This window comes from Shewanella sp. 1311, assembly GCF_059338235.1.
On the sequence record NZ_CM181686.1, the window covers coordinates 4,986,894 to 5,000,092 of the forward strand.

8 protein-coding genes are annotated in these 13,199 nt (G+C 48.5%); 4 read left to right on the forward strand and 4 right to left on the reverse strand.

Annotated elements, in window-relative coordinates; all coding sequences use genetic code 11:
• Positions 1-120 precede the first annotated feature (120 nt).
• Positions 121-2,364, forward strand: a complete 2,244-nt coding sequence (locus AC5YB3_RS21885; protein WP_494526165.1) for a hypothetical protein — start codon at positions 121-123, stop codon at positions 2,362-2,364.
• 10 nt (positions 2,365-2,374) lie between these two features.
• Positions 2,375-4,075, forward strand: coding sequence for a toxin-antitoxin system YwqK family antitoxin (locus AC5YB3_RS21890; RefSeq protein WP_494526166.1), 1,701 nt, complete (start codon positions 2,375-2,377; stop codon positions 4,073-4,075).
• A gap of 70 nt (positions 4,076-4,145) precedes the next feature.
• Here the strand turns inward: AC5YB3_RS21890 and AC5YB3_RS21895 are convergent, their stop codons facing one another.
• Entirely contained in the window at positions 4,146-5,468 is a 1,323-nt protein-coding gene (locus AC5YB3_RS21895; protein ID WP_494526167.1) for an IS4-like element ISSba6 family transposase, read from the reverse strand.
• 729 nt (positions 5,469-6,197) lie between these two features.
• On the opposite strand from AC5YB3_RS21895, the gene AC5YB3_RS21900 reads away from it, so the two are divergent.
• Positions 6,198-6,473 (forward strand): acylphosphatase, encoded by a 276-nt coding sequence (locus AC5YB3_RS21900; RefSeq protein WP_011846955.1) that lies wholly within the window; start codon positions 6,198-6,200, stop codon positions 6,471-6,473.
• Positions 6,474-6,540: 67 nt separating this feature from the next.
• On the opposite strand, the gene AC5YB3_RS21905 is transcribed toward AC5YB3_RS21900, so the two are convergent.
• From AC5YB3_RS21905 to AC5YB3_RS21915, 3 genes are all read right to left on the reverse strand, one after another.
• Positions 6,541-7,542 carry a peptidoglycan binding protein CsiV gene (locus AC5YB3_RS21905; protein WP_494526168.1) on the reverse strand — a complete coding sequence of 334 codons (1,002 nt, stop codon included), beginning with the start codon at positions 7,540-7,542 and terminating at the stop codon, positions 6,541-6,543.
• Positions 7,542-11,030, reverse strand: a complete 3,489-nt coding sequence (gene mfd / locus AC5YB3_RS21910) for a transcription-repair coupling factor (RefSeq protein WP_494526169.1) — start codon at positions 11,028-11,030, stop codon at positions 7,542-7,544. The genes AC5YB3_RS21905 and mfd overlap by 1 nt, the downstream gene beginning before the upstream one ends.
• 85 nt (positions 11,031-11,115) lie before the next feature.
• Positions 11,116-11,787, reverse strand: a complete 672-nt coding sequence (locus tag AC5YB3_RS21915; protein ID WP_494526170.1) for a hypothetical protein — start codon at positions 11,785-11,787, stop codon at positions 11,116-11,118.
• A 94-nt stretch (positions 11,788-11,881) separates the two neighbouring features.
• Here AC5YB3_RS21915 and AC5YB3_RS21920 point away from each other — a divergent pair, with 94 nt between their 5' ends.
• Positions 11,882-13,114, forward strand: a complete 1,233-nt coding sequence (locus AC5YB3_RS21920; RefSeq protein ID WP_012089342.1) for a lipoprotein-releasing ABC transporter permease subunit — start codon at positions 11,882-11,884, stop codon at positions 13,112-13,114.
• The last annotated feature ends 85 nt before the right edge of the window (positions 13,115-13,199 follow it).

Here is a 13,199-nt window from a genome sequence, read left to right on the forward strand (position 1 = left end):
GGATATTTTAGTCGCGCACTTAGGTGTTGTGCTGGACAGGCAAAAACAGCAAAGCATTTTATTTACTGGGCGTGAAAGGGCATAATGCGGCGCTTATTATTTGAGATACAAGGAATAACCATGAAGTACTTGGTTAGCGTAGTTGCATGCTGTTTATTATCGGCCTGTTCTTTTGGGGATGCTGATGTTGAGTTCAAACCTGAGAAAGGGGAAGAGCGCTCGTATCAGCTGTATAGCACCACCAACATCACTGTAGACAACGGTCGGCGTACCGAAACGGTTAATACTAGCTCACATCAATTGCTGCGTTATAAGGTCCTCGAAACAGGCAAAAACAGTCGGTTTCAAGTGCATGTCGATTATATGAACATGCGCGATGGTCAAGGGAGCGGCGTCAGTAGTGGCCAGCGGGCCGATCGTAATCCCGAAATGCACGCTATTTTCTCGCAGGGATTTGAATTTACGTTAAATCTAGACGATGGCAGCGTTAAAGAATTCAGTGCATTGAACAAACCGGTATGGCAGGCGCTGCTGGCTGAACGCGGCGCAGAGCTTGAGCAGGAACTGAAAAAACTCTTTAGCTCATCGGCCTTCCTTAGCACCATACCCGCCAAAGCGGGGGCGGTCGTCGCGCTTCCTACCTATCAAGGCCACGCCAATGCCAAACTTACTGTATTGCAAGTCACTGATACGCATGTATTAGCCAAAGTTGAAAGTGACGGTGAGCAAGCCAAAATATACGGTCAGCTGATGTTAGAACGTGAGCGGGGTTGGTTAGCACAGTTAGCCTTAGTGGCAGAAGCGCCGTTTGAGCGTTACGGCTATAAGGGCACAGTGCGCAGCAACGTTATTATGTTGCCGCAGCAGCGCCAGTTGGGTGATTTAACACAGCGTTTAGGTTTTGATTATGATTTCCCTGCCTTTGAGTATCAAAAACAGCCTGACTTTGTACTGGATGACATCAATAAGACCTTAGGCATTGATGCTGTGTTTGCCTATGATGCGGGTTACTTTTACCAGCAAGATGATCTATTAAATCTAACCTATCATCATGACTTTTCAGGTTTTAAACCCGAAGGCGGATTTAGCTTAACCGATATCACGGCATACAGCGCGGATGGCACAGTTCTGCCGCTGCAACTGAGCAAGGTGGGCAGTTACAGTTATCCAGAACAGGATGGTTTCCATCAATCTGTGCAGCAAAATCTGCTTATTGGCTGGAATGCACCAAATGACCTCTTAGCTCAGGTTGCTGAGTTTCGCGCGACGGCCCATTATCATGGTGCGAAACTGGTCAAACTTAACCTGACCCCCGACCCAAACAAAACTGTGAGCTTGCAGTATGAAGATTTACAGCTGGAACTCTCGCCAATCCCAGATCAACCATTCAGTTATTTACTGAAATCGCGAGGCGGCGCTGACAAAACTTGGTTGTACCGGCGCTATGACGGTGCCGAAGGCGCTATGGTGCACTATCTGCCACCGCCAGCCACTGGACCGGATTGGCTAACGTCGGCAGAGCAAAATATGCTGTCGCTGGCCTCATCGGCGCAATATGAAACGATTACACAGTTTACCTTTGCCGCCGCGCCGTCGACACTGACACTCTATGTGAATACTGCGACTGACAGCGGCGAACTGACTAAAAATATTCGTTTTATGCCGACCTTAGATTACGCGCAAAATATGGCTTATCCGCCGGCGCAGCAGCAACTGCTTTACAGCGATGATATGTATGCGTCCTATGATAATCAGCCGCAACCTAGCACACCTGCTGGTCCTGCCTTACTTGAGCCGCAAATCGTTGCTAAATATGGCGTCAGCATGCTGTTAACGTCCGAGCAGGCAGCGGTGTGCACCCTCAGTGTAGTCGATGCCCCTAAGGTCAACGGACATACACTGCAATGGACAAACACCAGCGCCAGCAGCAACACGGGTTTTGGTGCTGGGCTGGATAAGTTTGTGCAGTACCAACTGAGCAGCGCCGATGGGATCCGCCGCAATTTTTACGACATCAAGGTCAGCAGCACCTTGGCCTGTACTGGTACGCCCAAATGGCAAGCGCTAGCGTATCAACCTGAGCAAAGCTGGTTGATTGATATCACTCAACTGCCGAATCTTGATGCCACTCAAACCGTCGCCGACGTTATGCGGCGCTATCGTTTTTTAAATGCGCAGAATTTACCCCTTGCGCCTGCTATTCAAGATTATGGCAGTGACTTTTATCAGCGTCCGTTGCAGCAAGTATTACGTGAGCAACGCTGGTTTGTGCTGGCGGGGCGCGCTGCAAAGATAGAACAGCTGACGATAAGTGGCGAACCGGTCAATAAACAGTGGGTTAATATATTCCCTGCGTTACCTTAAGGAGCAGAAAATGCGAGTCTTATTACTATTATCTGCGCTACTGATGTCGTTTAATTTGTTGGCTGAGCGAATTTTACTCGACCAAGAATGGCGGCTTAACGATGTACCTGGCGAAGCCATTTATTATCTGGAGCAAGCGCCGACAGAACAAAATGGCGAGTGGCCATTGCAGCTATTTTATTTAGAAACGGATAAACCGGTTTTTAAGGGCAGTGTCAACAATCCCAATTTAGTCGAGAGTTTTATCGTTGGCGATTTCGAGTTTTTCTACCCCAACGGTCAATTGTCTCGCAAGGGCAGTAGCGATGCGCAAGGAAATTATCAGGGCACGCATCTGCATTATTGGGAAGACGGAGCGCTTTCGGGAGAGTACCACTACCAGAATGGCCAGTTGCATGGAGATCAGAAAAGTTACCATACCAATGGTCAATTGCGGGAACTTCAGCATCGCGTGAATGGGGCTGAATTAGGCTTATCGCAAAGTTATCATGCCAACGGCCAGCTGGCATCGCGCGCAAACTATGGCGCAAACGGTATGGAAGGGCGATATGAAAGCTTCTATGACAATGGTAAGCCAGAACAAAGCGTGAATATGGTGGCGGGAAAATACCAAGGTGAACGACTGTATTGGACTAAAGAGGGCTGGTTATACACCAAAGAGTTTTACCTGAATGGAAAAATGCACGGAGAAGTGTTGATCTATCAGGCCGCAGATATTCTGCAAGAGATCAAACATTATCAGCATGGCAAGCAGGTAGGAAACCAGCAGCGTTTTAAAGGGCCAGGGCTGTTAGCCATGCAGCAAGAGTACGATAATGATGGCCGTGAAATACAGAATATTACCTATGATGATGCTGGTAATGTCGCCACCCAAACCGATACTCAATATCTTGCAAAAGGCCGGATTAGCACTGAACAGCGCTTCGATGCCACTGGAAAGTTAACCCATCAATATCAGCGTGATACTGCAAAAAACTGGAGTTTACGTCAGCGCTTCGACTCTGCAGGTGAATTGATTGAACGCGATGAACAACTCAAGGGGCAATACGATGGCTTGTATATCGGGATTGGCTGGAATGGCGCTGTCCAACGTGCGAGCTATAGCAAAGGTCAAATGCACGGTACCTATCGGGAAGATAATGTAGAGGACGGCAGTTTTGTCAGCGGCCAATACCACCTAGGTTTAAAGGTCGGCAAGTGGGTCACGCAAACCCGTGACACGACACGCAATGAGCAGTTTAACCAACAAGGTAAGCTGAGTGGCGAACAAACAGAAATCGCAGCCGATGGCACGATAATGCGCCGAGAGTTTTATAAAAACGCTAAGTTACATGGCGCGTATTTACTCCGTGGCTTTGATAAACAGCTGCAAGCCCAAGGTCAGTATGTTAACGGTCTGCGTGAAGGCCAATGGCTGCTGCAAGATGAAAGCAGCTACAGCATGGTTAAGCTTTGGCATGGTAACTATAAAGCAGGACACGAAGTGGGTCACTGGCAAGCCTTTTCCGCCAATGGCCATTTATTAGGGCAGACGCAGTATGATGATAAAGGTCAATTGCAGGGTAAAGGTTACAGTTTTAACGAAGATGGCAGCCTGCTACAAAGTGATGAGTATCTTGATAATCAACTGCACGGCAGGTCGGTGTATTACTTTAATGGCGAACCCTCATCCGAGTATCGCTATCAAAATGGTCAGATGATCAGCGAGTAGCAGGTTATCGCGTAATCAACTTATCGCGCAATAAAGTAAAAACCGGCAGGCTCTGCCTAATGCCGTTCACTTAAGAGTGAACGGCATTTTTCTTTGGTCTAACCGGAAACTTGTTTTTGCTCATTTTAAGGACTCTTGGATAAGCCCTTTCCCGTTTACCATCCAACTTAAATTGCCGTGCATTTCGTTCTATATCCAATACATCTCTCGGGACATTCCCCGGTGTTTGTGATGGCAGTTGCGTCAACTTGAAGATGATATAACTCGCCGCATCCCTAAAACTCAGTTGATTAGGATGGACCGATGGCAAGCTTTTAGCCATCAGCAACATCTTATATCTAATGAGATTATAGGCCAGTAGCACGCCCCACAACTCTTGAGTCACCAGCTCCGGTAGTTGACTGCGTAGCGTAAAACGACTCTCCAACAGATGTTGTTTCATCTCTCTGTAGCCCAGTTCGATTTCCCATCGATGGGCATATAAGTCGACGATGTCTTCGCTGGGGTAACGCATCGGGTCAGTCAACGAGGTCAAAATGGCAACTGACTTACCTTTCACTGTCTTAGTGAGTAAACGCGCTTCAAGGGTATCAGGGAGCTGCGGCCATTTCTTTCTGGCTTGAGGCGTGGTGGTGAGTTTCACCCACTGGTCATGTTTTCCCAATGTTCGAACCACCTCATATTGAGTGCCTTTCTTCAATGGTAACAACCAGTGGCTATCAGGTTGCGCTTGCTGCCAAGCGTGCAGAAGGCCGAGCGAGTAAAATCCTCGATCAAATAGGGTTAGGCTGTGATTGGGAATGCTAGGAATGAGCTGAGATGCTAAGTTCATTTCATTTTCGGCAACCGAATCAAAAGCGCTGTTGACCAACAAATGGCTGCTTAACTCCATCAAGCAAACCATGCGAATTTGCGGATAAGCCGCTTCGCCTGAAGCGTTTGCGGTTCGCGCAAAGGCGGCTTGATTTTGGACACTATCGGGTGTCCGCCACACTACACCGTCAACACCATACAAGTTAAGACCGCACCAATGAGGATGTTCAGCTCTCGCGTGCCAGGTATTGGCGCTGCGACTAAACACTTCTCGAATAACCTCACTGCCCAATCGTTTACGCGCCTGAGTCACGGCGCTGCGTGCAACATAATCAATCTCTTGCGGCAAAACAATGTCGAGTTTGTTGATGAGTGACCGAACAGACTCCCCTCGGAACAAAGCCATTCCAATAACGGCCCAAATCATCGCGTCCATCGGCAATTTACGCCGTCTTAATGTCGCAACGCCTTGAGAGTCCAAACAAGATTGAATTAACTCAGGTTCTAACACATCAACTAAGCTGGTGAATTCGGTTAGGCGGGTAATATGAGTGCGAGCGAGTGCTTCTGAGAGTTGCATAAAAAAATCCGATGACATGAGGTCATCGGATTTTGATCTTTTCAGCGAGATCGTCAAGCGATCTGTCTTAACTGATCGGCATTACAGGCTATGCCGGTTTTTTGTTTTTTGCTTTTTGCTTTTGTCTTTTGTCTTTTGAATGTGTAGCTGGCATATTTTGCTTGTCTTGCTGTAACGCTTCGCCATACACAGCACCCGTTATTAGCGTGGCATAGCGACACTTCAATTCTACAACCCTCACTTCTAACCCCCTTATTTCCCAAACCCTCGTTTCGCAATTGCGATCTGGCCTGAACAAACACAATCCCAGCGTTGAACGTCAACGTGTCCTCATACTTCTGCGATTTTCACAGGAGTGTTTTTTTAAATGAACAATGTAGGCAGAGGTAGGAGCCGATTTTCAGCTAAAAGCATTATATTCGTTAGGGAGGGATAGTTTTATTTTTCAAACTCTTGAAAATAATTATTTATTGTGTAAAGTAGCCAGCCTTGCTATTTTGTAACAAAATGCTACAGAGTTGCTGTTGTATTTGTCCATTTATTGGATATCCCTTTGCGTATGTCGCCCGACACAGCTAACTGCAGTCTTGTTAGCTGTTTTTTTTGCCTAAAATAAAATATCGTTTGTTTTTTGCTCTATAGATCCATAGGTTAACACTTAGCCTTCGGATAATTGCGGCTATGCTTAATCCAATAACAGGCTTGTGTGCAATGCAAAAGGGGCGTGAGATGAAGCGTGTATTGATAAGTTTAACGGGTAAAGTGCAAGGTGTGGGTTGTCGGCATGCGACCTTGACTAAGGCCAGAGCATTGGGCGTGACAGGCTATGTCACCAATTGCCGTGATGGCAGTGTCGAAGTATTAGCCCAAGGCAGTGATATTGCGGTGAATAACTTGATTGCTTGGTGCGAAGTGGGCGTGCCTTGTACCGAGGGATTAACTGTCACTGTGGGAGAAGACGAAGCCGATGATATCTACCTCGACTTCTCCATAGTACAGTCTTAAACAGCAGTACAGTCTAAGTCATTCATTTTACAGTACGACTCAAGTCTTTTGTTGTTTACTTGCTGACTCAGTATTGCCCAACCGTTTGTATCGATTCGGCATTCTGACTTTTTTGCTGTGCACTAGGTTGTGCCATCTTACGAATTTGGATCACCATGCCCATTTCGGGGTGATCTAAATAATGGATTTCTTCACTCTTCACCCGGCGGTTTTGTTCCAAAGGCACTGACATTAAAAACGGTGTCATGACTTTAGGCGCCGTGAGTGTTGCGCTGGTATCGGCGGCATCGCTTGGCATTGCTGGTAATAGCTTTCTACCTTCTTTGCGCATATTCAGTGCGGTTTCAATATACAAATAGTGGCTCAAGTAGATATTTAACGTGCCATCTAATTCCCAAACAGGCGAGACCACAGGCGCAAGCATAGGCGTGCCATCGGCATTGATCATAGGTTCTGTTTGAGTTGGCGTAACGATTTTTCTGCCATCAAAATGATAGGTATCCGAGAAATCTTTACCCGCAAATAAACGAATAGGCACTGAACCACTTTTGCCGCGCATCGGTTGTTGCCACGCCATGTGCAGTAAACTGCGCGTGCCGCGTTCACGGGAGATGCTATTGATAATGCTCGCGAACTGGCTTTGGCTGCGTGCTAATAACACTGGGCCACCATTGGCGCTGGCATAGCTGGTCGTTGCGCTGCTGATGTCTGACGGGATCACTGGCGGATAGCGATATTCGACACTGGTTGGCGCGGCGGCTATAGGCTCAGACGTTGGATCACCGTTTAAGCTTTCAGCGCAATGGCTATTGGCATCGGCATCAAATACTAGCGTACAAGGCGCCGACTCACTCGCCATTGGGGTAACGACTTGTGCAACCGCTGGAGAGATCAAGTCTATCGCTTTATCGGTTTTTGTCTTGATCGGCGTATCTGGCCATTGCTCAGTTGACTGACTTTGGCGTTCAAATACATAGACTTCAACTTCGAACCAAGCTTCAGCTTGGACCACCTGACTGTGCGATAGTGCAATGAGGGTAGCGATAGAGACCGCGAGTTTACGTAACACTATTTATTATCTCCAAGACGATGTTGCGATAATTGTTCAAGCAAGAGTTTCACTAAAGCGAGCCTGTCTTTGCTGGTTTCGGCCGCAAGGCTGAACTTTAACTTATTCGGTCCTTCCATTCGATAGATTTGTGGCTGGCTTTGGAGTAATCCAATAATAAACATAGGATCGATGACGTGATCATGACTAAATTCTATGCTGCCACCTTTACTGTGCACTTCTATTTTAGTCGCCCCTAAGCGAGTCGCCTCATGTTTATAGAGGGTCATTTCCATTAAGTTGCGCGTCGGTTCGGGCAATAGGCCAAAACGGTCGATCAATTCGACTTTTAACTCATCCAGCGCCGCTTCGGTTTCGCAACCTGCGATGCGTTTATAGAGCGATAGACGAATATTCACGTCGCTCACATAGGCCTCAGGCAGTAGGGCGGGGATACGCAGTTCAATTTCACATTGTTGATTCAGCATTTGCGCCAGCGATGGCTCTTTGCCTTGTTTTAAAGCTTTGACTGCCGCTTCGAGCATTTCCATGTATAAGCTAAAACCAATTTTCGAAATATGGCCGCTCTGCTCATCACCTAAGAGTTCACCTGCACCGCGGATCTCCAAATCTTGTGTCGCCAGCATAAAGCCTGCACCGAGATCTTCAAGGGCATCAATGGCTTCTAAACGCTTACGCGCATCGGGAGTCATACGTTTAGGATGCGGCGTCATCAAATAGGCATAAGCCTGATGGTGCGAGCGTCCGACGCGGCCGCGTAATTGGTGTAACTGCGCCAGACCAAAGGTATCGGCGCGCTCAATAATAATGGTGTTGGCACTCGGGACGTCGATACCGGTTTCGATAATAGTGGTACAGACTAACACGTTGAATCTTTGGTGATAAAAGTCAGACATCACCCGCTCAAGGTCGCGTTCACGCATTTGACCGTGGGCGACGACTACCCGTGCTTCTGGCAGTAAATCGATAATGCCTTGGGCACATTTTTCAATACTTTCAACATTATTGTGCAGGTAATACACTTGGCCGCCACGGAGAATTTCCCGCAAAATGGCCTCGCGCACGGTTGCAGGATCGGACTCGCGCACAAAGGTTTTTACCGCTAAACGTTTGGCGGGCGGGGTGGCGATAATCGATAAATCGCGCATGCCCGACATGGCCATATTTAAGGTCCGTGGAATAGGCGTTGCGGTCAGAGTTAAGATATCGACGTTGGCACGCAGTGCCTTGATTTTCTCTTTCTGACGCACACCAAATCTGTGTTCTTCGTCGATGATCAGTAGGCCTAAGTTTTCAAACTTGGCCTCAGATTGCAATAACTTGTGGGTACCGATAACGATATCGACTTTGCCTTCTTCCAATTGCTGTAGCACTTGAGTCTGCTCTTTGGCGGTGCGAAAGCGTGACATCACTTCGGTGACCACGGGCCAGTCGGCAAATCTGTCTTTAAAGTTTTCATAGTGTTGCTGGGCAAGCAATGTGGTCGGGACCAGCACGACCACTTGTTTACCGGCGTTGACGGCCACAAAGGCGGCGCGCATGGCGACTTCGGTTTTACCAAAGCCCACATCGCCACAGACTAATCTGTCCATGGCGGTTGGCGATTGCATATCGGCTAACACGGCGATAATGGCGCTTTCTTGATCGACGGTTTCCTCGAAGGGGAAACCGCGGGCGAACTGAGCGTATTCTTCTTCGTCAATCTCACAGCTTTCGCCGGGACGGGATTGGCGACGGGCATATACATCGAGCAGCTCGGCCGCAACATCGCGGATTTTTTCAATGGCTTTTTTCTTGGCTTTAGCCCAGGTCTCATTGCCGAGTTTATTTAAGTGGGCGTCTTCGTCGGCGCCAACACTGTAGCGGCTGATAAGATGCAGTGAAGACACTGGCACATACAGTTTATCGCCGCCGGCGTATTCCAGTTGCAGGTATTCGGCGACCAGTCCGCCTGTATCTAGCGTGACTAAGCCTTTATAGAGGGCAACACCGTGTTCTAAATGCACAATGGGCTGGCCGACTTTGAGCTCGGCCAAGTTTTTAATCAGTGCGTCGTTACTGATCTGACGCTGTTTTTCACGGCGACGTTGCTGGGAAATTCGATGGCCAAAGAGCTCAGTTTCACAAATGATACTGATGCCATCTTTGGCGCTGATCTGCAGTAAACAACCGCGTGACAGCGGCGATACGATAAGGCCTAACTTGGCATCACTTTGAATAAATTCATCAAAATGGTTAAACAGCGCAGGTTTTAACTGAATTTTAGCGAGCAATTCAAGTAGCGCTTCGCGGCGACCCTCGGACTCAGCGCTAAACAACATGCGCTTGGCGCTGCTGGCATAATCTTGCAGCGCTAACAGCGGTTGCTTTAATTTATGGTTGGCGCTGATATCGGGCAGGGGGCTGGCGGCAATAACCACAGCTTTTGTCGTTTCAGTGCCATCTATCGGCACGTGCATTTGGTAACGTGGTAGCGGTTTAAAGGCGGCAAATAACTCTTCAATGAGTAAATACAGCTCTTTAGGCGCCAGTAGCGGCCGCAGTGGATCGACTCGTCTGTCTTGATAGCGATGTTCGACTTCTTGCAAATGCGCGCGCGCCGACTTTTCGATATCCCCTAAAGTGACTAACTGAGTGTCCTTGGGCAAGTAATCGAATAGGGTCGCTGTGTCATCAAAAAACAGCGGCAGGTAGTTTTCAATCCCCGCCGGCATCAAGTTACGGCTCACCAGCTGATAAACTGATTCCGGCTCTTTAACTATGACCTCAAAACGGCGACGGTATCTTTGTCTAAAGCCTTCGATGGCTGAGCTGTCGGTCGGAAATTCCTTCGCGGGCAATAGGCGAATCGAGTCGACAGGCTGCAATGAACGTTGGGTTTCGGGATCAAAATGGCGGATGGTTTCCACTTCTTCATCGAATAGCTCGATGCGCAGTGGCATGTTCATCCCAGTGGGGAAGATATCCAGAATCGAGCCGCGAATCGCAAACTCGCCGTGTTCATACACTTGCTCCACGGAATGGTAGCCAGTGTCGGTTAAATGCTGGCGTACATCGTGTAACTTGTAGCTATCGCCTTTTTTCAGCACAAACACGTTGGCGCTTAAATAGGCCTTAGGTGGCAGGCGCATCATCAAGGTGGTGACGGGCACGATAACGATGTTTTGCTCAATTTGAGACAGCTGCGACAGGGTTTCGAGTCGCTGGGAGATCAAATCCTGATGGGGCGAAAAACTGTCGTAGGGCAAGGTTTCGCGGTCAGGGAATAATCTGACCTTAATGCCTGTTTTACCGAGCAAATAACTCAGTTCTAGCTCTAAGCTTAAGGCGCTTGGCGTATCACTGGTGACAACTAAGGTCGTCCCCTTATGTTGACGCGCTAAACTGGCGAGTGTAACGGCTTGGCAAACGCCGCCCATGGTGGACAGAGTCTGGATTTGAGTGCCATTTTTGACGGCTGGCGGCGTTAAGGCTGATATGTGAGTCATTGGCGTGCGATAAACTGATTCATTCACAAAGAGTTGCAGACATTGTAGAGACTTGATGGCGCAGGTGCCAGTGAAAAGTCAGCGGCTATTGACGCTCGTCTCTGGCGAGTTTACGTAACTTGAGTTGTTTCTGCTGCACATTGAGGCTGGCTTTGACTAATTGCTCCACGTCAGCTTCGAGAATTTGACTGAATTCAAAGTCGGTTTGCCACTGCGTGGCAGGAGAGTGAAGTTCCGCCTGAGTATGTTGTTCGGCATTTTGTGTGTCACCGCTATTAGTATCGCTATTGGCGCTGCACTCGGTGGATAGCGTTTTTTGCGCGGTAGAGGCGGTTACTTTGCCAAAACAAAGAATGGCGACTAGCTCGTCGTGAATAAACAGGGTGATTTTATAGTGTGAGCCGATGGCCAAGGCTGTGGGTGTGAGTAGTCTTAGGCCGCTGCCACCAAACTGATTGCCAATGCATTTTTCGCCTTCTCGGGTTTCTTTCTCTAATACATGCTGCAGTACTAAATCCACTTTGCGGGATTGCAGCTTTAAAAAGTCCACCACCACCTTAGCGTCGTTGTCTAAATGGCGCAGTTGCAGCAAGCAATTGGCCTCGAGCGTTTTCACTTCGCTGAGTAGCTGAATACCCAATGATTGCATTGATCTTAATGCCATTTCAGAGGGTAATGGCTCGGAACTCGGCCACAGACTTAAGTAGGCGGTAAAAGGGTGAGGCACACTAAAATACGGATTGGTGTCAGTGAACAAGGCTTGCCTCTTTATTTATAGGACCAATACCCCTATTATCGTGCCCATCTTCATGATTTAGCAAGTTCAGCACACAGGACGCAACCCTCTTTCAATGAATCCAGGATTTCCTTTCTATATTGGTTACCGTTATTGGCGGGCCAGAAAAGCGAACGCGTTCGCGTCGTTCATTACTCTATTTGCCGTTTCGGGCATTTTTTTAGGCGTTGCCGCGCTCATTGTTGTGAGTTCTGTGATGAATGGTCTCGAAGGCCAACTCAAACAACGTATCTTAGGCGCAGTACCGCAATTAACTCTTTATAGTGAAGCGCCCTTAGTCGATTGGACTGAGCAGGCGAGTGCGCTTAAAGCCTTACCGGGCGTATTAGGCGTGACGCCGAGCGTGTCAACGCAGGCCATGGTGCAATCGGCGGCGAGTATTCGTGCTGTGCAGGTTTATGGCGTGTTCCCCGAGTTAGCGGAAAAGTTATCTTCGGTTGCCCAGCACACTTACTCAGGTGCATTTGAGCAGCTGACGAGCGGCGACTACAAGGTAATTTTGGGCTCTGAGCTGGCAAGGCAACTTAAAGTCGCCCCCGGTGATACGGTGCGATTATTGAGTGGCGATGGTGTGGTGTACTCGCCCTTAGGCCCAGTGCCGAGCCAACGTAAGTTTTTAGTCTCGGGCATTTTTGAAATGGGCTCTCAGGTCGATGCGGGCGTGGCGTATATCCATTATCAAGATGCGAAACGGCTGATGCGCCAACCCAGTGAGGCTATCGATCAGCTTAGACTCTATTTAGCCGATCCCTTTAGCGCACCCGCTTTAGCGCCTAAAGTTCAGGATATATTAGCTAAACAAGGTGTTAAGGCGACAACCAGCGATTGGCGTGATACCTATGGCCACTTGTTTGGCGCGGTCAAAATGGAAAAGAACATGATGTCGCTGATGTTGAGTCTGATTGTGGCCGTGGCCGCATTCAATATCGTCTCGGCGCTGGTCATGATGGTGGTCGATAAAACCACAGATGTGGCGGTGCTCAAAACCCAAGGCGTGACCACCCCCGCCGTGATGGGCATTTTTGTGGTGCAAGGGTCGCTCAATGCAGTGCTCGGTTTAGTGCTGGGGCTGGCGGTTGGGATACTCATCACCTTGAATCTGAATGGCATTATGACCACCTTAGGGATTTCTATTTTAGGTGTGGGGCAGAGCTTGCCGGTGAAATTGGAGTTGATGCAGTTGTCTGTGATCGTGATTGGTACGCTACTGGTGACCCTGCTGGCGACCTTATATCCCGCACTGCGCGCCGCCAATGTGCAACCCGCGACTGCGCTCAGATATGAGTAACGGTATGCGCCAATAGCTGTAAACCGTCGGCATTTTTGAATTGAGCGACGGTTTAGCAAGAAGCGAATAATTAAATGCACTGATT